The sequence below is a fragment of the Proteus sp. fly-1008 genome, assembly GCF_040140305.1.
Lineage (GTDB): Bacteria > Pseudomonadota > Gammaproteobacteria > Enterobacterales > Enterobacteriaceae > Proteus > Proteus vulgaris_B.
In genome coordinates, this window is record NZ_JBEEWH010000001.1 from 267,528 (window position 1) to 293,063 (window position 25,536).

The following is a 25,536-nucleotide window of genomic DNA, read 5'->3' on the forward strand; positions in this document are numbered from 1 at the left end:
AATAATGAAAGAGTCAGTCGCAACACATGTTATGCCCCCTTCTGCTGAAATTGATCTTACTGCTCACTTCGCTTTAGAAGGTGATAGTCCTTTTCGAGATAGGCATGCCACCATGCCATGGCGAGGTTCTGTACCTATTGTAAAAGAAGAACATCAATCAACATGGCAAGCCTTATTAGCAAGTAAAACGCCAGCCTGTAAGCGTTTGTTGTATATTCATATCCCTTTTTGTGCAACACATTGCACATTTTGCGGTTTTTATCAAAATAACTATCACGAAGAAGCCTGTACGCGCTATACCAATGCATTATTACGCGAGATCTCCGCTGAATCAGATAGCTTACTTTATCAATCAGCACCAATTCATGCCGTTTATTTTGGTGGTGGAACCCCTTCTGCGTTATCCGCCAAAGATCTTTATCGTGTGATCGCACATTTGCGCCAATCACTACCTCTAGCCCCTGACTGCGAAATTACTATTGAAGGTCGAGTTTTAAATTTTGATGATAATCGCATTGATGCTTGTTTAGATGCAGGTGCAAACCGTTTTTCGATAGGTATTCAAACCTTTAACAGTAAAATTCGTAAACGAATGGCGAGAACCTCAACGGGTGAAGAAGCTACCAAATTTATGAAAGGGCTTTGTTTACGAGATCGTGCTGCCGTGGTGTGTGATTTATTATTTGGATTACCTGGGCAAGATGCAACGAACTGGCAAGAAGATCTCACTATTGCTCATGATATTGGCTTAGATGGTGTCGATCTCTATGCATTGAACTTATTGCCTAATACACCATTAGGTAAAGCAGTTGAAAATCAACGAATTACTGTGCCCTCACCAATACAAAGACGTGATCTTTATCTTCAAGGTTGTGACTTTATGGAAAATGTGGGCTGGCGTCAGATCAGTAATAGCCATTGGGCAAGAACAACCCGCGAGCGTAATCTTTACAATCTATTAATCAAACAAGGGGCAGATTGCCTAGCTTTTGGCTCGGGTGCTGGTGGCTCTGTTAATGGTTATTCATGGATGATTGAACGTTCGCTTGATAATTATTATCAAAAAATTACAGATAACCAAAAACCCTTAATGATGATGAGCCGTACAACCGATAGTGGTTTTCGTTGGCGTCATGAGTTACAAGCTGGCATTGAGTGCGGGCGTGTTGACTTAGCCAAGTTAAGCCCACAAGCGACTCTACTCTCTCCTTTATTAAATCAATGGTATCAAGCTGGTCTTGTTGAAGACGACTTTCTTTGTATGAAATTAACCAATGAAGGTCGATTTTGGGCAAGTAACTTGCTGACATCCTTACAGCAATTAATTTTGCAATTAAATACGCCTCGTTAATTTTATTACCCTGAATATTAATTAGAAGATGGAAACAACATCATGAATACTGAGTTACAACAATTTTTAATGACTGAGCCTGATGGAACATTGGAAACCATTGCAACACAATTTAATACCACATTGTTGGAGGTTGTGAGACATTTACCATCACGCTCATTAATGAGTGGCGAACAATTCGATACGGTTTGGGATAGTGTGATGAAATGGGGTAATGTCACCACGCTTGTGCATACTCAAGATGTTATCTTAGAGTTTAGTGGTGAATTGCCAAGTGGTTTCCATCGTCATGGCTATTTTAATTTACGGGGTAAAAAAGGAATGACCGGCCATATTAAAGCCGAAAATTGCCAATCTATTGCAATGATCGAACGTAAGTTTATGGGTATGGATACCGCCTCTATTTTATTTTTCAATCAACAAGGCGTTGCTATGTTTAAAATCTTCCTTGGGCGAGATGAACATCGTCAATTATTACCCGAACAGTTATCAGCTTTCCGTCAACTAGCACAACAATTAAATAAGGAATAATTGCACGTGAAAACTTGGGTTATTTTTGGCGCTGGCGGTAAAGGGATTGGTGCACATATTGCTGATATTGGTGTAGCACAACGACGCCCTATTGTGGCTTTAGTTCGCAATCCAGAAGCGGCAACACGTTTAGAAACAAAAGGAATAAAAACAGTCGTGGGTGATGCGATAGATCCTGATGCTGTTGACCGCGTATTAACACTAGCTGGAAATGAAGCAGATATCATTTCAACGATGGGGGGAGAAAATGATTATCTTGCGCATAGAACAGTGATTGATACTGCGGAAAAAATGGGTTTTCAACGAATGCTCATGGTTTCTTCTTTAGGCTGTGGTGATAGTTGGGTTGCCTTATCTGACAGAGCAAAAGCTGCTTTTGGGCAAGCCGTTAGAGAAAAATCATTAGCTGAAGTATGGCTGCAAACTAGCCGTTTTGATTATGCAATAGTAAGACCTGGCGGGTTACTGAATGGTGAAGAAACGGGTAAAGCTCAGCTTTATCAATATGAAGAGACTCACGGCTTAGTTAATCGTCGTGATGTTGCACGTTTAGTGACTCAACTTATGGATGCTGATCTGCTAGATGACCAAGTTTATGCAGTGGTTGAACCGGGCTTAGTACCAACCAAGTCATAGATATTAATACCAACAAAATTACCTTAAGAGATGACCTATGTGTTATCTCTTTTTTCTTAGTTTAATTATGGTCAATAGCTCACATTATGATGAGTTTTCTACTCATAATGAAATTTCCTCAATAGTCATTTGTCACTTTACTGTCTTAATGGGGGTAACTTGTGGCATAATGCGGCCCCATTACCTTTTGTCATTCACTAATAATGAGTATTCGTCTTGTTAATCAGCAATAATATCACTATGCAGTTTGGCTCAAAGCCACTGTTTGAAAACATTTCTGTCAAATTCGGTGGCGGAAATCGCTATGGTTTAATCGGTGCTAACGGTAGCGGTAAATCAACCTTTATGAAAATTTTAGGTGGCGATTTAGTGCCAAGTAGTGGCAACGTATTTCTTGATCCTAATGAGCGTCTTGGTAAATTAAAACAAGACCAATTTGCTTATGAAGAATATACAGTGCTTGATACCGTGATTATGGGTCACACTGAACTTTGGGAAGTTAAACAAGAGCGCGAGCGCATCTATAACTTACCAGAAATGAGTGAAGAAGATGGCTTACGAGTTGCTGATCTGGAAGTAAAGTTTGGTGAAATGGACGGCTATACCGTTGAATCTCGTGCTGGCGAATTATTATTAAATGTAGGCATTCCATTAGAGCAACATAATGGCCCTATGAGTGAAGTCGCACCGGGTTGGAAATTACGTGTGTTATTAGCACAAGCCCTATTCGCTGATCCTGATATTTTGTTACTGGATGAACCTACGAATAACTTGGATATTGATACTATTCGTTGGCTTGAACAAACGCTAAATGAACGTAACAGTACCATGATCATTATTTCCCATGACCGTCACTTCCTAAATATGGTATGTACGCACATGGCTGACTTAGACTATGGTGCGCTTGCTGTTCATCCGGGTAACTATGATGAATATATGTTTGCTGCAACTCAAGCGCGTGAACGTTTATTAGCGGATAATGCGAAGAAAAAAGCACAGATTAGTGAATTACAATCTTTTGTAAGTCGCTTTAGTGCTAATGCATCTAAATCACGCCAAGCAACCTCTCGTGCTAAGCAAATTGAGAAAATTCAATTAGCTGAAGTTAAAGCATCTAGTCGCCAAAACCCATTCATTCGCTTTGAACAAGAGAAAAAATTATTCCGTAATGCGCTTGAAGTGGAAAATATCTCTAAAGGCTATGATGACAATGCCCCGCTGTTTAAAGACGTCAATATGATGCTTGAAGTGGGCGAAAAAGTTGCCATTCTGGGTAATAACGGTGTGGGTAAATCGACGATGATTAAAACATTAGTCGGTGAATTAACACCAGATACAGGTCGTTTAAAATGGTCTGAAAACTCAAATATTGGTTATTATGCACAAGATCATGCAACTGATTTTGAAGTAGATATGACTGTATTTGATTGGATGAGCTTATGGATGAAACCAGAAGACGACGAGCAATCTGTACGTAGCGTATTAGGTCGTTTATTGTTCTCTCAAGATGATTTGAAAAAATCAGTTCAAGTTTTATCAGGTGGTGAAAAAGGCAGAATGTTATTTGGTAAGCTGATGATGCAAAAGCCAAACATTCTGATTATGGATGAACCAACCAACCACTTAGATATGGAATCTATCGAATCACTGAATATGGCATTAGAACTTTATCAAGGTACTTTGATTTTTGTTTCTCATGACCGCGAATTCGTAAGTTCATTAGCAAATCGTATTATTGAAATTACACCTGAAAAAGTGACTAATTTCCAAGGTACTTATGATGAGTTCCTTGCCAAAAAAGGTGTTACGCTTTAATTTCACAGCAAAATTAAAGTAATAAGCAAACAAAGGCTTGATAACTATTTATCAGGCCTTTTTATTGCATTGATTCAGCCAAATAAGGTTGATATTTTTCTAATCTAGAATTGATTAGTATAATGAAACCAAGTTACCGATCTATATCAAGACTAGTTATTCATCAATAAAAATCTGTAGATATCATTATCAACAGGATGCTCAAGATCGAATACTACTTTAACAACAGGTTTATTATCTATTACGTTTTGTTCAAAGCTATTTATCTGTGGTACAACATCTCCCATATAGTAAAAATCAATTTCATTTTTATCTTTTTTGATAAATAATGGTAAGCGCAATCCAGATTTGTAATTGATAATAGATTTAATATCTTTACTATTTAATGTACGTTGTGATTTAGACATCCAGTTAAATTCATATTGATTAATAAAATAATCTTCGTATTTAGTGCTTTCTGAAATATCATCTGATTTATGATAATTAACAAAAATTGGACAGTTAGAACCATCTTTACTAATAATATATCCACCAACATTTTGAGCTATAGGATTTTGACTCCAGTTTAATATCCTAAAAACATCTTTTCGAGAATATTTTTTGTACAACTGAAAGCCATTAAAAAACAAATCGACATTAAAATCATCATCAAATTTTTTTATTGAGTAATTGGTATTATCTGTTAGATATTTTATAAAAAATTTATTTTTTAAAATTGTTTTAAATTGATTATCCCATTCTATAAACTCATCGTTATAAGATATTATTTTAAAATTATATATTTGAGATATAGGTAAGTGTTTTTTTTCTTTAACCTCAGTTACAAAATTACAATTTAAATTATTCACATAAGAAATAATATCTTCTTTTAATAATTCTTGTTTGTAATTGTTTTTTAAGATTTTTTTTAACTTACTTATAAATAACTTATTATTAAGTAGAAGTTCTTTTAAAATAATACTTTCACCAATTCTTTTGGAATTATTTATATCATTAGCAAAAAACTCTAATAATCTTCTTTCTTTTTTATTAATTCCATTTTTTATTGTATCTTCAAGTTCTTCTGCAAAGTTAAAAAATGAACGACTATATTTTACAAATGCGAATGGATCTCGTGAGCCATATTTAATAAAATCCATCATTAAAGGAGCTCTACCTAACTTTAATTTTAAAGATATATAATCTTTAGTTAAATCTTGTTTCTTTTGTAGATTTGCATTATTTATTGATTCATATATTCTTTTTTCGGCTATTCTGTCAAAACTAACTGTTGATGTTCCTGGGATTATTTTATTCCCACTAGACATGATTTTTTTAAGATTATCTTTGTTATAGGAATTATCACCAAATAAAGCAATTGGAATTAAAAAATTATTCTTATAATTACCAATGAAATCAATAACAGTTAAATATTTTTTATTACTATTTTTTCTTAACCCTCTACCTAGTTGTTGCACAAATACGATTGCTGATTGAGTTGGCCGAAGCATAACAATTTGATTAACACTTGGTATATCAACACCTTCATTTAAAATATCCACAGAAAAAATATAGTCAATTTTTTTTTCTGGTATAATAGATTCAAGCCTATCAATAGCTATCTCCCTCTCTTCTTCAGTTGTTTTATTTGTTAATGAGAGTGTTTTAAATCCTCGCTTATTAAATTCTAAAGAAAGTTGTTCACATTCATCAATATTGGAGCAAAATATTAGCCCTCTTACATTTCCATTGTCACATCCATAAAGGTTAATATTATTTATTATATTTTTTATTCTTTCTTTTTCTATTAATAAGTTTAATGCTGAATTTTCACTAATTTGTTTACCATCAACACTCACATCAGTTATACCATAATAATGAAATGAAGATAATATATTCATTTCTAACGCTGATTGTAATCTTATTTCATAAGCTATATTGTGATCAAAATATTTATAAATATCATTGCCATCAGTTCTTTCAGGGGTTGCAGTCATACCTAAAATAAACTTAGGTGAGAAATAGTTTAAAATATGTTGATAGCTATTTGCATTAACTCTATGAGTTTCATCAATAACAATATAGTCAAAATCTTTAGGATCAAATTTTTTTAAATGTTCCTGTTTTGATAATGTTTGTACTGTAGAGAAAATAAAATCTTTTTCTAGTTCTAAATTTTTCCCTGAATATAACCCACATGTTTTTTTCTGCTTAAAAATATTTTCATATGTATTCATTGCATCTTTTGCTATTTTTTTTCGATGAACAATAAATAATAGCCTATTAGGATTGAATTTATAAGCATCAAAAGCTGATAAGTAGGTTTTTCCCGTTCCAGTAGCAGAGATTAATAATGCTTTCTTTTCACCATTAATTCGTAATTGTTCTAAGTTTTTTAATGCATCTTCTTGTATCTTATTTGGTTTTATTTCTTCCGTTATAAGCTTAGTTATCTTTTCGTTATTAGCTTTCTGTTCTATAAAAATTAATTCATATTTTTTTATAAATTCATTTGTAACAATAGTAGAACGATTGAATTCCTTATTAAATTCTTCTAATGTTGTTATTGATAATCCACTTGTGTTTTTTGATGTAACTTTTAAATTCCATTCTTTATTTATACTAAGTGCACTTGCCGTAAGATTGCTACTACCGATAATTAAATGATTCAACTTCCCTTGTTTAAATAAATAGCCTTTAGCATGAAAGTTTGAGTTTATGGATATACGAAGCTCAATATTTTTAAAGCGTAATAGCTTTTTTAATGCCTCAGGTTCAGTAAAATTTAAGTATTGTGAAACTAATATTTTTCCAGAAATATTTCTTTCTTCTAAGTTAAGTAAATCTTGAATTATACTAGCAAGACCACTACTTGTTAAAAATGCAACTGAAAACCAGAAATGATCACATGATTCCAGTTGTTCTTTTATTGTAATAAGTATTTTTTTACCTTGTTTATCATTGGTCAACAATTCTGGTTGATATTGTTGCTCTGATAGGTATTTACTATTAATAAAACCAGTTTCAATACTTTTTCTAAGTTCATTAACTTTATTATTCATAATTAGACACTTTTAATTTTTCAACGATTGGAAGATCCGCTTCAGCCCAATCTAAGTTATCTAATTCATGTTTATTTAACCATTGAATATTTAAATGCTCAGATAGTTGTAAGATTCTTGAATTAACATCACATAAAAAACTATGCATGATAATATTAAAATCAGGATATGTATGTTCAACTGTTGTAAAGTGTGAGCGTATATTAATATCCATTTTTAATTCTTCTTTAATTTCTCTAATTAAAGCTTTTTCTAAGGATTCGTTCTTTTCAACTTTGCCACCAGGAAATTCATATTTTCTGGAGATATAATCTAATTTGCTGTCTCCTCGTTGGGCACAAAGAACTTGTCCACGATGTACAATAATTGCTGCAACAACTTCGATTGTTTTCATTTTTCATCATCTTTGTTATATGAGAATTTTATATATTATACCTTTTAAAATTAGATTAATAAAATCTATGAATAATTTTTCAGATAGTCATATACAGAAAATATCTTTATTGTGATTTGATTACACAATTATTAAACCCCACACATAAATGTAAATAATTATCATTTATATTGACTGACAGTCGGTCGCTAATGTATGTTACCGACCACGAGTCAATCATAGTTTGTTTTTATTTCTTGGGATTAATATGTTGCTATTAACGAAGACGAAACATTATCCAAATAAGCAGTTAAAAAATTATTGGAAATGTAGTTATTCACTTGTCCTACCTACCTTAATCTCCCTTAATGTTGTGTCACCGGCTTTTGCTACTGAGCATATTGAGAAAATTATTGTGACCTCAGCATCAAATGCGCAAACGGATGAACAGCCACGGGGTTATCTTGCCAAAAAACAGACAACTGGGACGAAAAGTGATGCAACTTTATTAGAAGCACCACAAATGGTTTCTGTTGTTAATCGTAGTCAACTAGATAACTTACCCTCTGAATCTATTAGTCAGGCATTACGTTATAGTTCTGGGATTGTCAGTGAAAAATTTGGCGCTTTTGGTAGCGGTATTGATTACTCGAAAATGCGCGGATTTGATGCAGACTATTATTTAGATGGTTTAAGAATGCTTGGTAATAGCGGTATTTGGGCGCCACAAATTGATAGTTGGAGTTTAGAAAGTATCGAAGCCGTACATGGCCCTGCATCTGCTTTATATGGACAAGGTGGTGCAGGTGGTGTGATTAATATGATATCGCGTCGTCCTTGTGCAGAAACGCAACACCAAGTGCAATTACAAGCGGGCAATAATAAAAATCATGGTATTAAATTTGATACCACATCAGCTCTTAATGAAAATGAAACATGGTTATATCGTGTTTCAGGTTTGATGCTTGAACAAGGATCGCAAATACCCTCTTCTCGTCAAACTCGTTTTCTTATTTCACCTGCTCTCACTTGGAAACCTAATGATGTATTGAGTTGGACAATATTGGGACAATATCAAAAAGAGCCTCGTCTGGGTTACTACAATACGTTACCTGCTCAAGCATTAGGTTTATTACCTAATCCTAATGGTAAAGTTGATCCTAATCGAAATTATAATAATCAAAGCCATGATAATTCACATCGTAAACAACAATCGTTAACTTCATTGTTTGAATATGAACTGACCCCACAGTGGCAATTTAAGCAAAATACTCGTTTTATGAAGGTTGATACAGAAATAAGCCGTGACTATACCCGTGGCTTTCTGCCCGGTGATCGCTTGTTAACTGCGGTTTATCAGGAGGCGCCAAGTACATCAGAAACATGGGTAACTGATTCACAATTGATTGGTAAATTAGCAACATGGGATATCAATCATACTGTGATAGCTGGTTTTGATTATCAACATGGCTATATGACCAAAGATTGGTGGGGTTCACAAACAGTTAGTTTTGATCCTTGGGCATCACATCACAAGCCTGATTTTGAGCCTTACCCTGTTTCGCGTACTTCCACAAAACAACAATTTGATCGCTATGGATACTATTTACAAGATCACCTTCGTTGGCAGCGATGGAATTTATTACTCAGTGGCCGTTATGACAGTGCGGATTTAGAGACACATAATCAAATTTCAGGTATGACACAGCAAAGCCATAACACGGCATGGAGTCATCGTGTTGGTTTAAGTTATCAATTTAATAATGGGTTCTCACCTTGGATAAGTACATCAGATAGTTTTGATCCTGTATTAGGTACAGATGCAGATGGAAAAGCTTTTATTCCAATGAAATCAAAACAATATGAAGCAGGTGTTAAATATCAAAATTCTGAGTTAACACAACTGGTTAGTGTTTCTGTATATCAATTAACCCAAGAGAATGTCACAACACATAACCCTAGAAATCCTGATTATTATCAGCAATCGGGTAAAATTCGTTCTCGTGGCGTTGAGCTTGAAAGTAAATTAGCGCTAACGCCACAAGCTAATATGATGCTCAATTATGCTTATCTTCATAATATTGTGACATCGACTAGCGATCCAACCACCTTAAATAAACACCCTGTCCAAGTACCTACTCATACGGGATCTGCATGGATAGATTATCGTTTTCATCAACCTTATTTAAACGGTGCATTATTAGGTGCTGGTGTACGTTATTTAGGTTCAACTTACGGTGATAATACGAATACATTTAAGGTACCAGCAGTATGGTTAGGGGATGTGAGTTTCCGTTATCAATTATCGGCAATTAATCGTGAATTACAGGGTTTAGAATTAGGATTAACTGTCAGCAATATCACGAATAAATCCTATGTTTCTAGTTGTACTAGTTCAACTTATTGCAGTGTGGGAAGCGATCGTGTTGTGCTTGGTATCCTCAATTACTATTTTTAGGAGATGAACATGGATAACTATCGACGTTCATTACTAAAAGGTGCCAGTGCATTCTCGTTATTATTAGCAAACCCCTTTCCTGTTTATGCAAAACTTGTTTATGTAAAACCAAGACAGAGAGAAATTGTTGATATTCTGGGAAGAGAAATTGTATTAGTACAAGAATTAACACGCATTTATGTGGCAGATAGTGGGTTATTTTTACTTTATGCTTCATTAAGTGGAGGCGCTTTTTATGAGCGTCTTATCGGGATGCCATCCGCCTTCCGTACTGCCGACTTAAGTTTATATCACCAATATACGCGAGCATTTCCTCAATTATTGGCATTACCTGAGTTTACGGCTATGTCGAGTGGACATTTTAATAGTGAAAAACTTATCGCGCTAAAACCCGATGTCATTATTGTGGCGGTTGGAACTTATCGTGCAATTAGTGTTAATGGTGTGCTGGATTTATTAACGAAAGCGAATATTCCCGTTGTCGTGTTTGATTTGAGTATCGACCCACTTAATAACACACCAATTAGCACATCTATAATGGGAAATTTACTGGGTAATATTTCACAAAGCCAAGCCATGAATCAATTTCGTGAAAAACAACTCAATTATATTTCTCAGCAATTAAGAAAAAAGCCATTTAAACGCCCTAATGTATTATTTGAACGAGCCGCTGGTTTTACACCTGAATGTTGTCTTTCTTATGGTAATGGCAGTATGGGACAAATGTTACAAAATGCAGGTGGTCAAAACTTAGGTTCAGAATATATAAAAGGCACTTATGGGATTTTGAACCAAGAAACGGTGATTTATGTCAAACCGGATAAGATTTTTTTAACAGGGGCTGATTGGAGTGGCTATAACCCTTCAGGTGATTGGGTTAATTTAGGCCCAGGTGCAAATTTAGATTTGGCAAAACAGCAACTTGAAATTTTAATGCAACGACTTGCTTACAAAACACTCGATGCGGTTAAAAATAAACAAGTATATGCTCTTTGGCACTCATTTTATGACAGCCCTTTTGGTTTTATTGCGATATTACAAATGGCTAAATGGCTACACCCTGATCGTTTTTCACACCTCGATGTAGACACTATTTTTTATGATTACCATACTCAATTTTTACCGGTGAAATGGGAAACGGGCTATTGGGTCACTTTGTTTGATCAAGATAAGGAATAATCATGTTTGATATCTATTCACCCGATCCTTTACGGGCAAAAATTGAGTCACAATCAGCAGGAAAAAGAACAATTTTATACTCAGCAAAAGGCCAACCTAACTATATGTATGTTGTTCCTTATTTTCGATTAAATGAAGTATCAGATAATCTTGATGATACAACTCACTCTGCATTTATTGTAAATGGAAAAGTTAAGAATGAGTTTTTCTATGCGTGTTATCCCGCTTCATTACATCAAGATGAATTGTTAAGTTTACCTAACCAAAAACCGGCGACATCATTAGATTTATTGAGCTTCCAGCAATATGCACAACATACAGGACGAGGATTTCATTTAAGTACACATGCAGAATGGGCTGCTTTAATGCTGTGGTGTCGCCACCACAATATGATTGAAGATGGTAATACGGATTATGGACGAAGTTTTCTTCACCCAGAGCAATTTGTTACTCGTGTTGATGGTAAAGAAGCTGGTGATATGGACTTTACCACAGGTGATCCCACGACAATAACGGGGCCACAATGGTCGAATTGGTATCATGATAATAGTGAGTTTGGTATTAGTGATTTATGTGGCAACCTTTGGGAATGGCAAAGTGGTATGCAATTAAATGCCGGAGAAATACAGATAATTAAAGATAATGATTCTGTATTTTGTGGTGATCCCTCAGTAATAGAGCAATGGCACTCAATAGCATTATCAACGGGACAATTATTACCAATCAATCATCCCAATAGCGCAAAATACGATGCCCCTTCAGATTATTGTGATGGAAATGCTGGTACTCCTATTTTATCAACTTCAATAAAACACTATAACGGCACACCAACAGATAATGGTTATCCTGCTGGATTAATGGACGGCGATTTTAATGCAATAACAGCAGAAGATAGTATTAAAATACCTACATTATTTAAAGAATTAGGATTATATCCAGCAATAAACCAACAGGACAATGATCAGGTTTATTTACGAAATTATGGTCAACGCTCTTTAATGCGCGGAGGCGCTTGGTATTCACAAAAAGCCGCAGGGATGCGAACATTATGCTTAAGTCATAATCAGCATCATTCCAGTACTTCTGTCGGCGGTCGCCTTGCTTGGATTGATACAACCAGTTAATTAACCTAAAAAATTATTATTTATAGATATTTTTGCATAAATTAATTTACCTTAGTATCGATTATATGAATAATACTGCTAATAGTAATTATTATTATTCGGTGACTTATTGTGATTAATTTTCATGCGTTTAAATTAAAACCGGTGGCATTGTTCTGTTCTGCCACCCTTCCTTTTGTTTTGGCTACACAGGCTTTTGCGGAAGATGCAGCAAAAACAGAACAAGTAGAGAAGCTTGTTGTTAGTGCTCAAGCATTAAAAGTAAATACTAGTTTGCAAGAAACGCCTAAATCGGTTTCTGTGATTTCTCAGCAAGATATAGAAACTCATGCTCCACAAAAATTAGACGAAGCATTGCGTTATACATCAGGTGTTGTCTCTCAACCTTTTGGTGCTGATAACGATACTGATTGGCTTCGTATTCGTGGCTTTGAGGCGGCAACTTATCTTGATGGCAGTCGCCTCTTTCGTGATGGTTATTATACATGGCTACTTGAGCCTTATGGTTTTGAACAAATTGAAGTGGTAAAAGGTTCTTCTGCTGTATTATTTGGTGAATCGACACCTGGTGGTGCCGTTAACGTAGTACAAAAGAAACCTAGTTTTACTCCTCGTAATGAAGTTTTTCTTGAGGCCGGAAATAATGATCAACGAGGCTTAGGCTTTGATGTTTCAAGTGCCACGGATGATAAACGTGTGCGCTATCGTCTTGTTGGGTTAATGAAAAAATCAGACGGAGAATTATCGGGTACTGATAATGAGCGTATTTATCTAGCGCCAAGTGTTGCGATTAACCTGACTGACGATACATCTCTCACTTTTATGGCAACCTATCTTCATGATGATGGTACGCCAACTAATCCTTTCTTCCCAGCAGCAGGCACATTAATTTCATCCCCTTTTGGTAAAATTAAGCCTTCTACCAACTTAGGTGAACCTGGGTATGATAAATATAAACGTACCCAAATTTCAGCAGGTTATTTACTTGACCATAATATCAATAATGTTTGGCGTTTTTCACAACGTTTAAACTATGGCTATAACGATTTGTTATTACGCAGTGTCTATGCTTTTCCTAATTCAGATATCACTGCAACAGAGCTAAGTCGAGGTGTTGTCTTCCGTGATGGTAAAAGCCAAAGTATCACTTTTGATAACAATATAGTCGGTGAATGGGATACAGATAATTTTGAGCACACATTATTAGCCGGTGCTGAATTGCAATATCACCAAACTAAAGGTGATGAACAAGATAATTATAGTTTTGATAAAATTAATCCGTGGAACCCAATTTACGGTAAATATACCCCACTTAACCCTGCTGATAATGTCAATCGTACTATCGATAAAACACAATATAGTCTTTATTCACAATATCAAACCAAATTTGATAGTCACTGGGTTGCCGTTGCCGGTGTTCGTCAAGATTGGGTAAAAACAGAAAATAAAGCGCAAACAAAAAATGAGGACAAATCACGTACTGATAGTGAATTTAGCCTCAATGCAGGATTAATGTATTTAGCAGATAATGGCGTATCGCCTTATATCAGTTATTCTGAGTCATTCGAGGTGATGAGCACCATTGATCCGGCAACTAAAGAGCTTTATAAACCACTCAAAGGTGACCAAATTGAAGCGGGTATAAAATATACGCCTGATTTTATGGATGGTTATTTTAATATTGCTTGGTTTGATATCACACAGAAAAATGCACTTGTTGCAAACCCAACAACTTTTGTTTCAACACAAACGGGTAAAGTCACCTCAAAAGGTGTCGAAGTTTCCAGTGAAGTGCAGTTGACTGAACGTTTAGCATTAAAAGCCAATTACACCTATACCGATATGCAAACGGATGACACTGGTAATAAAGGTAAACAACAAGCGGGGTTAATTCCTAAACATACCGCTTCAGCTTGGGGAAGTTACACTATTCCAATTACAGGGACGCAAGATCTAACATTAGGTACTGGGGTACGCTATTTAGGAGAATCTAAAGATAACCCTAAAAGCAGTAATTTAACTGTTCCTAGTGCAACATTATGGGATATGGCAGCAACTTATAACCTCGATAAACAGTGGCAACTACAGTTAAATATCAACAATATCCTCGATAAAGAGTATATCTCTGGTTGTGATTACTACTGTTATTATGGGCAATCGCGCTCTGTTTTATTGAACGCAAAATATCGCTGGTAATTTTCTTTTTTATTCCGCCTTTTATTGTTAAATATGCAATTAAAAGGCGGAATAGTATTTTATAAATGAGTGACCATGTTCGAACTCTCAAATATTCAAATGGATCGCGGTGGACGTACTATTTTATCAATCCCCTCACTGCGTATTTCAGACTCTGGATTAACTATTGTGCTCGGCCATAATGGTTCAGGTAAATCGACCTTAGTTAGTTTATTATCTGGTCAGCAAATCCCTGATAGTGGAAATATCACACTGAATAATTGCAATATCTCACACTATAAACCACGTGATCTAGCTAAACAGATAGCCTTCCTTCCTCAAAAATTGCCTGCTTCTGCAGGATTAACAGTAAGAGAATTAGTGCGTTTAGGCCGTTTCCCTTGGCGTGGAACATTAGGCCGTTGGAATAAAAAAGATGATGAAATAATCACAACGGCAATGGAAAAAGCGGGAGTTTTACCCTTTGCAGACACACTCGCTGATGATTTATCTGGTGGTGAACGTCAACGTGCTTGGGTTGCAATGTTACTGGCTCAACAATCACCCATTTTAATTTTAGATGAGCCAACTTCTGCTTTAGATATACATCATCAATATCAACTAATGGAGCTTTTAAGTGAATTAAATCAAACTCAACATGTTGGTATTATCGTTATTTTGCATGATCTCAACCTTGCCTTGCGTTACGCCACTCATATTATCGCGCTTAAAAAAGGGAAAATTGCATTTGAAGGAGAAGCCTCACTACTTTTTGATGATGAACGACTTTCTGCACTTTATGAAACACCCATTAAGCTGATTGAACACCCTGATAATAAAGGTTCACAACAACATAAGGTGGCAGTGGTATGTGTGTAATATTACAAAAAATAGTTAGGCTTCTGTCTTTTTGTCTGGCTATTTTATTTATCACTCCCATTGTTAATGCTGCGCAAAATAATCATGAAGCAAACGCGAATACGCCACAACGCATTATTGTTTTGGATTGGGATTTACTGGAACAAATATTAACACTTGATGTTATTCCAGTGGGTGCTACTGAAATTGCTGGGTATAACCAATGGGTAGCTTACCCTGTTGCTCCAAATACTATTGAAGAAGTGGGTATGCGGGCAGAGCCTAATTTAGAAAAAATGGCTTCGTTAAAACCAGATCTTATTTTAGCATCAAGTTCACAGCAAGATTTATTGCCTGTATTAAAAACAATAGCCCCTGTTGTATATCTGCCTAATTTCTCTCGCCAAGATAATGCAGCAGAAGTTGCTTTGGCGCATTTTAATACCCTAGCCTCTATTTTAGGAAAAACAGCGCTTGCACAGCAAAAATTAGCAGAAATGGACAACACTTTTGCACAATTAAAGAGCAAATTACAGCAAGCATTTATTACGTTACCTGAAGTGGAAGTGATCCGTTTTTCTACATTAACGTCTGTTTTTCTATACACCGAAAACTCAACAACTGAATATGTAGTCAATAAGTTGGGTCTAAAATCCGCCATATCATTACCTCCTCAACCTTGGGGAATTGATCAGCGAAGAATGAATATATTGCAACATATTAAACAAGGCTACGTTCTTTATATGTTGCCATTCCCTGATGAAAGCAAACTGCAAAAATCCGCATTATGGCAAGCCATGCCATTTGTACAGAATAGGCATTTTCATTCAGTGAAGCCAGTATGGAATTATGGCGGAGTAGCATCATTAACGTTAATGGCAGAAGCTATTACAGAAAGTTTATTAGATATGGCACCGAATAATGAATATTAAGCAGTTTACTTTCTATTTTTTGGCGATCATCTTATTAAGCATTACTAGCTTACAAATTGATAATTCTCTTTCATTATCTCGCCAATGGTATTTGTTGGGAAATTTAGATACAAACGCCCTATTTGCCGATGTTTTTTTTATTCATGCACAATTACCTCGTTTAGCTATGACACTGCTGATTGGCGGGATTTTCGGTGTTGTCGGCAGCTTAATGCAACAATTAACACAAAATAACCTGACATCACCGTTAACATTAGGTACTTCTTCAGGAGCTTGGTTAGCTTTAGTTATTGTTAATATCTGGTTTACAGATTGGGTTGCTGACTATAGTGCATTAGCTGCAACGATGGGTGCTTTATTTGCATTTGGTCTTGTCATTATTATTGCGGGTATTCGCAATATGACCGGTTTACCCCTCGTTGTTTCTGGTATGGTCATTAATATCTTATTAGGCGCAATTGCAACCGCGCTGGTGACATTAAATTCACAGTTTGCTCAAAATATATTTATGTGGGGTGCAGGTGATTTAGCGCAAGACGGTTGGGATAAATTCCTTTGGCTATTACCTCGAATTACACCTGTTTTACTTATTTTTATGTTTGCACCTCGTATTCTCACTTTATTACGATTAGGGCATGAAGGTGCAACGGCTCGAGGGTTATCTGTTTTACCTACATTTGCATTTTTTATTATATTAAGTACTTGGCTAGTTTCCGTATCAATTACTGTTGTTGGCGTCATTAGTTTTATCGGATTACTTGCACCTAATATTGTCAGAACATTAGGTGCAAGAACTGCTCGTCAAGAGCTTATTGCCAGCGGCTTAATGGGAATATGCTTATTACTTATTACAGATAGCTTGGCAATATGGGTTGGTCAGTGGCTCAATACGGTTATTCCCAGCGGAGTGACAGCCGCGGCTATTGGAGCGCCTGCATTAATTTGGTTTAGTCGAAAGAAAATGAGAGCTCAAGATCAGCTTTCTATTTCTATTCATTCTCAGACCAAAACAGTATCAATGTATACTGTAATAGGAATATTTGTATTATTAATACTTGGATTAGTCCTTACAATTTTCATTCATATTAATGAGCATCAATGGTTTTGGGAAATACCCTCTGTTTACCAATGGGCGTTACGCTCTCCTCGTTTATTAGCTGCTTTATTTGCCGGTATTGCACTGGCTATTGCTGGCGTGATTTTACAACGTTTAATCTACAATCCATTAGCTAGTCCAGATATTTTAGGGGTTTCATCTGGTGCTACTTTTGCATTAGTTTTTTCTAGTTTAATTTTAGGGAGTACCTTACAAACATCACAGTGGGGAATTGCATTATTAGGTAGCGGTGTTGTGATGATTACTCTATTAATCTTAGGCAAAAAACACCAATATGCGCCAGCCAGTTTGATATTAACGGGTATTGCATTAACCGCGAGTTTAGAAGCCTTTATTCAATTTTTCTTAGCGAAAGGCTCATTAAGCAGCTATAAAATATTACTGTGGTTATCTGGTTCAACTTATCGTGTTAATAGTGAACAGGCTCTCTATTTTGCATTTGCAATTACATTGATTGTGGGAAGTGTCTTTTTATTAACGCGCTGGCTTGCACTAATATCAATTGGTCGAAGTTTTGCTTCAGCTCGAGGATTGCATACTGAGCGTGCCAGTATTATTTTATTAATCATCGTTTCGTTATTATGTGCTTTAGTAACTTCAACAGTAGGCCCTATTGCCTTTATTGGCTTAGTTGCTCCTCATATGGCCGTATTACTTGGTGCTCAAAAAATAAAATCACAATTAATGGTTTCAGGATTAATTGGTGGCACCTTAATGGTTTGGGCTGATTGGCTTGGACAAATATTTATTTATCCCGCACAAATTGCGGCAGGAACTTTAGTGGCTATTTTAGGTGGTAGCTATTTCCTTTGCTTAATGCTGTTAAATCGTAGCCGTTGATTTGAAAAGCCTAAGATATTGGTGTTATTTTTACTAGTATTCTTAGGCTTTGAATATAATTAGTTACAAAGATATTTTTCAGTGGTGATTATTTATACGTTTGAAACCAAAAATATTTAATTAGTCATCTCAATAATACCTATTAATAGCTAAGTATTATTGATTAATTTTTATTTATTGTGATCAGGGCACCTTTATAAATAAAAACATTACGCTATGTTTAAAATTCACTTTTTATATAAGGGATTTTTATATGGCAAAGTATTATTATGAATCTAACTTAAAGAAATCGCTATATTCAACAGATTTCAATACTGAATTTAAAACATCACAATATGTAGAATATTCAGGAATTTACAGATGTAAAACATGTGGTTATGAAATTGCGCTAAATGCACATGAAGGAAAGGTCCCACCTCATCAAAATAATTCAAGTTGTTCAAATAATGTTTTTAAGCTATTAGTTAAAACAGATAATTAAAAATAAAAACCACCTGTATTGTGGGTGGTTTTATTTTGATATACGAGCATTATGACTAATCCAATAATTTTAAATAACGTTTTTTAACATCCCTATTTTCTCTAAATAATTATTTTAGCAATTGCGTAAATTGCTGGTAAAGCATTGGGCCTAAAGTATTTGCAGTATATTCTTCACTATGACCTAAATTATCAACCGCCGCATGCATACCATGATAAATCAACGTACTGGTTAATTCAGGCTGTGTGACGTGCCACGTTTTATTTTCAGTTCCTGCAATTAACAATGTTTGTATTTGCTGCAATGCCCTATTTTCATGAATATTACTGCTTTGATGAAAAACTTGATGAAAAAGCATATCGTGTAATTGCTGTTTCTCAACATAAGCAATCACACTAATTTCACACCACTGTTTTAATTTTTCACGGTGATCTTGCTGTGAGCAGGCATTCATCGCACTGTCTATTTTATCCAAGTACCAATCCATATAACGCGTTCTTAATGCGTTAAGAACATCTGTTTTGGCAGAAAAATAGTGATAATAGGTTCCTTTAGCTACCCCTGCCTTTTTTACGATATCGCTCACAGTTGTTGCATCAAAGCCTTTATCTAAAAACAATGCTTCTGCTGCATTCATTAACTCTTCTAAACGAACCTCTGCGGGTTTTGTTCTTGGTTTATCTGTGGTTTGTTCTTCTAATGACATTGCTTATCTCCCTCAAAGTCGCTTGTAAAGAGTACTCTAAATTAAAGCTAGCCACAACGATGATAAATAAAACTCATTATCAATAACAATTGACCGACGGTCGGTCGAGTATTATTATGCCATTATTATTCATCATTAAGGCAATAAAGCTTATGACTTATTTGAAACGACTGTCACTTATCTGTGCCATTTGTTTAGGCACTTTTATGGCAACACTTGATATTAGTATCGTGAATGTAGCATTACCCACTATTCAAAATGATATCCATGCTGATATGGCAACTTTACAATGGATTGTTGATGCTTATGCGCTTTGTTTATCTGCCTGTATTTTGTCATCAGGCCCTTTAAGTGACCGCTTTGGACGAAAAAAAGTATGGTTATGGGGTGTGATTATTTTTACAGTGGGATCTGTGATTTGTGCTATTGCACAGCAACATGAAGCGCTTATTTTAGGCCGTATTATTCAAGGTATTGCTGCTGCCGCACTAATTCCTGGCGCATTGTCTCTAATTACACATGCTTTTCCAATTGATATTGAGCGTGTCCGTATTATAGGTATTTGGTCTTCTGTCAGTGCTTTATCACTGATTATTGGCCCTATTTTAGGTGGAATATTAGTTCATACCAGCGGTTGGGCAAGTATATTCCTTATTAATATTCCTATAGGCATAATTACTGTATTACTGGGTTGGTATGGATTAAGTGAAAGCGCTGATCCTGAAAATGTGGCACTAGATCCCTTTGGTCAATTGACCAGTATGTTAGGACTAGGCTTACTGACTTATGGTTTAATTGAAGCCGGATCCGTAGGTTGGTCGCATTATCGAACTTTATCGACATTGATGGTAGGCGTTATATTTCTCGTTCTCTTTTTAATGATAGAAAAACGTGTTGAGCGGCCTTTATTACCACTTACTTTATTTAAAGATCGCGCATTTTTTCAATATAACCTTTCTTCTTTCACATTGGGCTTTGCCACTTATAGCAATGTCTTTTTTATTGCTTTTTTTCTGCAAAAAGCACAAGGCTGGAGTGCATTAGAAACAGGTTGGAGAATGGCACCTGAATTTATTGCAATGGCCCTATTTTCAATGTCTTTTGGTCGTTTATCTGCATATTTTTCAGTCAGAAAACTAATGATCTGTGGTTTCTTGTTTATCGCTATTTCTTCTTGCTTATTAGCGACATTGGCAACAAATAGCCACTATGGAATAACTGGAAGTTATTTATTTGTATTAGGTGCTGGAATGGGCTTGTCAACGCCTGCAATTGGTGCGTTAGTGATGAAAAGTGTTTCACCATCTCGCTCTGGTATGGCGTCTGCAACCATGAATGCATTAAGACAAACAGGAATGACGATGGGGATTGCTTTACTAGGTACATTAATGGTGCAACAAGCAATCCATTATATGGTTATGCAAAGTCAGGCATTAGGAATATCTGTAAACTATATCGATGTTGTCAGTCTAGTAACTGAAAATACTACCAGCAATTTAGATAAAGAATTCATTACTCTGCTACCAGAGGCATTTAATTCCGGATTTGCTTATGCAATTGCAACGGCTGGGATCTCATGTTTTATCACTTTATTTATCGTGTTATTACCTTTAAAAACAAAACATAGCGCACTTTCCCAGCAAATAACCGATTGATAGTGATAAACGTTGAGATAGTTATAAACGTTGAGATAGTTATAAACGTTGAGATAGTTATAAACGTTGAGATAGTTATAAACGTTGAGTAAGAAACTCAAGGAAAGATTCAATATTACGAGAAAGCGTACTACGACTTGCATATATTGCGATTAAATTAATACTGGCGGGCTGTTGAGGAAATTCAATAGCTCGCAAATCTCCAGCTTTAATTGCATCAATACAACAATGTTCAGCTAAAATAGCAAACCCTAATCCTTTTAATACCGCAGCTCTTGCTAATATGGCGCTATTTACTCGGTAATGGCTATTAATAGTAACTTTTATTGATTTTTTATGTTCATCAATAAATATCCAAGGCTGCCCTTCTAATGCGCTTAAACTAGAAATACAAGGCATTTGACTTAATTGTTCGATATGAGTTGGAACACCTGTTTTCTCTAATAACTCATTAGAGGCAACAACAATACTGCGCCACGATTTAATTAACCGTGAATGATAACTGCTATCTGCTAGATTTCCGCGATGAAAAGTTAATAGTAAATCAATATCATCATCAATGATATTTCTTGGCATTAATTGAGTGTCACATTGAATAAGTAAATTAGGATGAAGAACTGCAAAATCGGCTAAAATATCAGCCAGTAGTTCGCTACCATATTCACTAGGAATGGTTAAACGGAACGATCCTGTTAATGGGCCATCACTAGTGATATTGCTTATAACATTGTCTAACTCAGTTAACGTTTTCTTTCCTTGCTGATAGAGTAATTTACCTTGTTCTGTAAGACGCATCTTTCGCGTTGTTCTATCAATAAGTTTACAAGTGAGTTGCTGTTCAAGCTGTTTAATAGCACGACTGATATTCGAGGTAGGCATAGATAATAGCCGAGCTGCTGCGGCAAATTGTCCTTGCTCGGCTACAGCAGAAAAAATACGTAATAAATTAAGATCAATTTGCATAAATAATTCACTGCCTACTGTATTTTTATTGCTTAATATAGGCAGTGTATCATTCATTTTCTTTTCTCTCGTTAATAATTAACAGTAACCATGAGACATGAGTTTTTGATAACGTTTATCTAAAAGCTCCTCGGTTGAATAGCTTTTTAATAAGGCTAAGTCAGTCAATAATTGTTGTTTAAGAAATTCGGCTGCTTGTTGATGATCACGATGAGCTCCACCTAATGGCTCTGGAATAATAGCGTCGATAATGCCTAATGATTGTAATTTAGGTGCTGTCATTCCCATGGTTTCTGCCGCTATTGGCGCTTTTTCAGAACTTTTCCATAAAATAGAAGCACAGCCTTCTGGTGAAATTGCCGCATAAGTGCTGTATTGCAGCATATTCACTTTATCACCAACACCAATTGCTAGCGCACCTCCAGAAAATCCTTCACCAGTAATAGTGCAAATAATCGGTGTTTTTAATCGTGACATTTCAAGAATATTACGAGCAATAGCTTCTGCTTGTCCTCGTTCTTCAGCACCAACACCAGGGTAAGCGCCCGCAGAATCAATAAAAATAATAACGGGTAGATGAAAACGTTCAGCCATTTTCATTAAACGTAATGCTTTTCTATAACCTTCAGGTGATGGCATACCAAAATTACGAAGAATTTTCTCTTTTGTATCACGCCCTTTTTGTTGCCCAATCACCATGACTGGCATTTTGTTTAAACGCGCTAAACCCGCAACAATCGCTTTATCATCAGCATAAGCTCTATCACCCGCTAACTCCTGAAAATCAGTAAAAACCGCTTTAATATAGTCAAGGGTATATGGACGCATTGGGTGACGAGCGAGTTGCACAATTTCCCAAGCACCTAAATCAGTAAAAATAGATTTTGTCAGCGAAAGGCTTTTTTGCCTTAAACGAGCGATTTCTTCATCTAAATTAATACCTGTTGGTTCATCTTGAGATTGCTTAAAGGTGAGCAATGCATCTATTTTTTCGTCTAATTCAACAATAGGTTTCTCAAATTCTAGATGAATAAAAGACATAACGACCTCAGATTTAATGCAGTAAATAAAACAGTAATTGGGTCAGTTTAGAAAAAATAACAATGTGTTGATAGAGAGGAATTTGATAAACACTATTATCAAAAATGGGATAATTAAACATTACAACAAGATCAGCAAGAAAAAAAACAAGATCAAAAAGAGCTTTTTTTCTGACTTTAAGCTATACAGTAATTACTAAGTTATGTATTAATATACAGTGCGAATTTGTTCTTTTTACACCCGTGAAAAATCGCGAAAATTATAAAACACTCCATAAAATACAAATAATTAGAATAAAGATAATATGTTCTCAAAAAAAACACGCTCAACAACTGCACTGCTATTTTCATCGCTTCTTCTTACAATAGGAAGAGGTGCAACATTACCATTTATGGCTATCTATTTGTCGCGGGAGTATCAATTACCCGTCGATGATATTGGTATTGCCATGTCTATTGCATTAACAACGGGAATTTTTTTCAGCCTTGGTTTTGGCATGCTTGCTGATAAGTTTGAGAAAAAACGTTATATGATCCTTGCAATTCTAACGTTTATTTTTGGATTTACCGCAATCCCTCTTGTCCATAGCACTATTTTAGTTGTTATCTTTTTCTCTGTGATTAACTGCTCTTATTTAGTGTTTTCAACTGTATTAAAAGCGTATTTTGCTGAAACCTTATCGGTTTCAGCAAAGCCTAAAATATTTTCTCTAAACTATACCTTTATCAATATGGGATGGACGGTGGGCCCTCCTATCGGCACCTTATTATTAATGTATGGAACGCAATTACCTTTCTGGCTTGCCGCTATTTCGGCAACATTTCCACTATTTATGATCCAAGTTTTTGTTCAACGCTCAAAAGCGGTGAATAAAGATGAAGAAAATAGTGTGAAATGGGATCCGAAAATAATGCTAAAAGATAGAGCATTAAGTTGGTTTGTACTCTCTACTTTTTTCGGCACATTAACATTTGGCTCTTTTGCCTCATGTATTTCTCAATATATCTTAGTAGTGTACGATGCTAAATTAGCAGAGTCCGTTATTGCGGTTGTACTGCCTGTAAACGCCGCTATTGTCGTTTCTTTGCAATATATTGTGGGTAAGCATGTTACAGCCGACAGATTGCGTAAATTAATGACCTTAGGCACATTATTTTTTATGTTCGGCTTACTTGGTTTTATGTTTGCTGGTGACAACTTGATATTTTGGGCATTAGCCATTGCCGTTTTTACTTTTGGTGAGTTAATTTATGCGCCTGGTGAGTATATGATGATAGATAACATTGCGCCGTTAGGAATGAAAGCAAGTTATTTCTCTGCTCAGTCGTTAGGTTGGTTAGGTGCAGCATTAAATCCATTAGCCAGTGGTTTTATTTTAACGTCATTCCCTCCTATTTCTTTATTCGCTATTTTAATGGCCGTTTCTGCATTGGCTTGGTTTTGTATGATCCAAGGAATGAATGCCAGTAAAAAAATAGCTATTGCACTTTAATTTCTGAAAACTTCACAAACTAAAAAGACACCTTAAGGTGCTTTTTAGTTTGTAGACGACTTATTTTGTCTCTATTCTTTTCCGCAATGGATTAAGTAAGACAGATTTCTTCCTAATCTTGAGTTATATGACTAGCTAATATTATTAATATTTTGAATTTTAAATAAAAAATATTGCATAATAAAATTATTTTGATGTTCTTTTGAGTATTGTTTCAATGCTAATAGGGAAGAAATCATTAACATCGACACCAACATTAATTGCATTTTTTCCTAAAACATCTAAACGCTTACGTTGAGTTGGATCTTTTTGTGAATTGTGTACATGACCATATAAATGAATAGCGTCACGGAAAAAACCACCCCATTCTAATATAGGATAATGAAACATCACAATTTTTCGTTTTTTATAATCCAATTCAAAGTAGTCTTTTACCCATTCAAATACTGATGCGTCAAATTCTGGATCATCGAGAAATTTGTCATGATTTCCACGGATAAGGTACTTTTTACCGTTTAATCGACGTAAAATTCGGTTGGCATCTTGCCCTGATCCTCGATAGAGAAAATCACCTAAAATATAGATTTCGTCATGATCAGATACATAAGCATTCCAGTTATGGATTAACGTATCATTCATATGGCTTACGCTATTGAAAGGACGGTCACAAAGATTGAGGATATTTGAATGGCAAAAATGTGTATCAGAAGTAAAATAAATCATAGTAATTTCTTAATAAGTAATAAAAATCTTAACCTTAAGAAAGTA

The 25,536-nt window shown here is 35.4% G+C and carries 19 protein-coding genes; 13 read left to right on the top strand and 6 right to left on the bottom strand.

The genetic code is table 11. The annotated features are described in order from the left end of the window. Positions 1–4: 4 nt before the first annotated feature. From hutW to ABN256_RS01295, 4 genes are all read left to right on the top strand, one after another. Positions 5–1,351 carry a heme anaerobic degradation radical SAM methyltransferase ChuW/HutW gene (hutW, locus tag ABN256_RS01280; protein WP_419775775.1) on the top strand — a complete coding sequence of 449 codons (1,347 nt, stop codon included), beginning with the start codon at positions 5–7 and terminating at the stop codon, positions 1,349–1,351. A 42-nt stretch (positions 1,352–1,393) separates the two neighbouring features. Next, positions 1,394–1,882 carry a heme utilization cystosolic carrier protein HutX gene (gene hutX, locus ABN256_RS01285; RefSeq protein WP_208105246.1) on the top strand — a complete coding sequence of 163 codons (489 nt, stop codon included), beginning with the start codon at positions 1,394–1,396 and terminating at the stop codon, positions 1,880–1,882. Between the two features lie 6 nt (positions 1,883–1,888). After that, complete coding sequence (locus tag ABN256_RS01290; protein ID WP_196553044.1) at positions 1,889–2,518, top strand: NAD(P)H-binding protein; 630 nt, start codon at positions 1,889–1,891, stop codon at positions 2,516–2,518. A 216-nt stretch (positions 2,519–2,734) separates the two neighbouring features. Then, positions 2,735–4,333 carry an ABC-F family ATPase gene (locus tag ABN256_RS01295; protein WP_109408225.1) on the top strand — a complete coding sequence of 533 codons (1,599 nt, stop codon included), beginning with the start codon at positions 2,735–2,737 and terminating at the stop codon, positions 4,331–4,333. 152 nt (positions 4,334–4,485) lie between these two features. Here the strand turns inward: ABN256_RS01295 and ABN256_RS01300 are convergent, their stop codons facing one another. Together ABN256_RS01300 and ABN256_RS01305 are read right to left on the bottom strand one after the other, a co-directional pair. Next, positions 4,486–7,374: a DEAD/DEAH box helicase gene (locus tag ABN256_RS01300; protein ID WP_340896503.1), complete on the bottom strand. Its 2,889-nt coding sequence runs from the start codon at positions 7,372–7,374 to the stop codon at positions 4,486–4,488. Further along, complete coding sequence (locus tag ABN256_RS01305) at positions 7,367–7,768, bottom strand: (deoxy)nucleoside triphosphate pyrophosphohydrolase (RefSeq protein ID WP_072068079.1); 402 nt, start codon at positions 7,766–7,768, stop codon at positions 7,367–7,369. The genes ABN256_RS01300 and ABN256_RS01305 overlap by 8 nt, the downstream gene beginning before the upstream one ends. Positions 7,769–8,015: 247 nt before the next feature. Between ABN256_RS01305 and ABN256_RS01310 the strand changes: the two genes are divergently transcribed. From ABN256_RS01310 to fhuB, 7 genes are all read left to right on the top strand, one after another. Further along, positions 8,016–10,205 carry a TonB-dependent siderophore receptor gene (locus ABN256_RS01310; RefSeq protein ID WP_196553042.1) on the top strand — a complete coding sequence of 730 codons (2,190 nt, stop codon included), beginning with the start codon at positions 8,016–8,018 and terminating at the stop codon, positions 10,203–10,205. A 9-nt stretch (positions 10,206–10,214) separates the two neighbouring features. After that, the gene (locus tag ABN256_RS01315) at positions 10,215–11,384 is read left to right on the top strand and encodes an ABC transporter substrate-binding protein (RefSeq protein ID WP_349438965.1); all 1,170 of its coding nucleotides are present in this window, start codon (positions 10,215–10,217) and stop codon (positions 11,382–11,384) included. A gap of 2 nt (positions 11,385–11,386) precedes the next feature. Continuing rightward, positions 11,387–12,508, top strand: a complete 1,122-nt coding sequence (locus tag ABN256_RS01320; RefSeq protein WP_196553040.1) for a hypothetical protein — start codon at positions 11,387–11,389, stop codon at positions 12,506–12,508. A gap of 111 nt (positions 12,509–12,619) precedes the next feature. After that, positions 12,620–14,704: a TonB-dependent siderophore receptor gene (locus ABN256_RS01325; RefSeq protein ID WP_349438967.1), complete on the top strand. Its 2,085-nt coding sequence runs from the start codon at positions 12,620–12,622 to the stop codon at positions 14,702–14,704. Positions 14,705–14,779: 75 nt separating this feature from the next. Beyond that, positions 14,780–15,562: an ABC transporter ATP-binding protein gene (locus tag ABN256_RS01330; RefSeq protein WP_196553038.1), complete on the top strand. Its 783-nt coding sequence runs from the start codon at positions 14,780–14,782 to the stop codon at positions 15,560–15,562. Then, positions 15,553–16,473 (top strand): iron-siderophore ABC transporter substrate-binding protein, encoded by a 921-nt coding sequence (locus ABN256_RS01335; RefSeq protein WP_196553037.1) that lies wholly within the window; start codon positions 15,553–15,555, stop codon positions 16,471–16,473. The genes ABN256_RS01330 and ABN256_RS01335 overlap by 10 nt, the downstream gene beginning before the upstream one ends. Then, positions 16,463–18,430 carry a Fe(3+)-hydroxamate ABC transporter permease FhuB gene (gene fhuB, locus ABN256_RS01340; RefSeq protein WP_196553036.1) on the top strand — a complete coding sequence of 656 codons (1,968 nt, stop codon included), beginning with the start codon at positions 16,463–16,465 and terminating at the stop codon, positions 18,428–18,430. Before ABN256_RS01335 ends, fhuB begins: the two co-directional genes overlap by 11 nt. A 590-nt stretch (positions 18,431–19,020) precedes the next feature. Here the strand turns inward: fhuB and ABN256_RS01345 are convergent. Further along, positions 19,021–19,617: a TetR/AcrR family transcriptional regulator gene (locus ABN256_RS01345; protein ID WP_197269197.1), complete on the bottom strand. Its 597-nt coding sequence runs from the start codon at positions 19,615–19,617 to the stop codon at positions 19,021–19,023. Positions 19,618–19,769: 152 nt separating this feature from the next. Here ABN256_RS01345 and ABN256_RS01350 point away from each other — a divergent pair, with 152 nt between their 5' ends. After that, positions 19,770–21,272: an MFS transporter gene (locus ABN256_RS01350; RefSeq protein WP_349438969.1), complete on the top strand. Its 1,503-nt coding sequence runs from the start codon at positions 19,770–19,772 to the stop codon at positions 21,270–21,272. A gap of 75 nt (positions 21,273–21,347) precedes the next feature. Here ABN256_RS01350 and ABN256_RS01355 read toward each other — a convergent pair whose 3' ends face one another. Together ABN256_RS01355 and accA are read right to left on the bottom strand one after the other, a co-directional pair. Beyond that, positions 21,348–22,235, bottom strand: a complete 888-nt coding sequence (locus tag ABN256_RS01355; RefSeq protein ID WP_349439197.1) for a LysR family transcriptional regulator — start codon at positions 22,233–22,235, stop codon at positions 21,348–21,350. 78 nt (positions 22,236–22,313) lie between these two features. Continuing rightward, positions 22,314–23,276: an acetyl-CoA carboxylase carboxyl transferase subunit alpha gene (gene accA, locus ABN256_RS01360; protein WP_196553033.1), complete on the bottom strand. Its 963-nt coding sequence runs from the start codon at positions 23,274–23,276 to the stop codon at positions 22,314–22,316. A gap of 304 nt (positions 23,277–23,580) precedes the next feature. On the opposite strand from accA, the gene ydeE reads away from it, so the two are divergent. Then, entirely contained in the window at positions 23,581–24,768 is a 1,188-nt protein-coding gene (gene ydeE, locus ABN256_RS01365; RefSeq protein WP_349438970.1) for an efflux MFS transporter YdeE, read from the top strand. Between the two features lie 186 nt (positions 24,769–24,954). Here the strand turns inward: ydeE and ABN256_RS01370 are convergent, their stop codons facing one another. Then, the gene (locus ABN256_RS01370) at positions 24,955–25,491 is read right to left on the bottom strand and encodes a metallophosphoesterase (RefSeq protein WP_196553031.1); all 537 of its coding nucleotides are present in this window, start codon (positions 25,489–25,491) and stop codon (positions 24,955–24,957) included. Between the last annotated feature and the right edge of the window lie 45 nt (positions 25,492–25,536).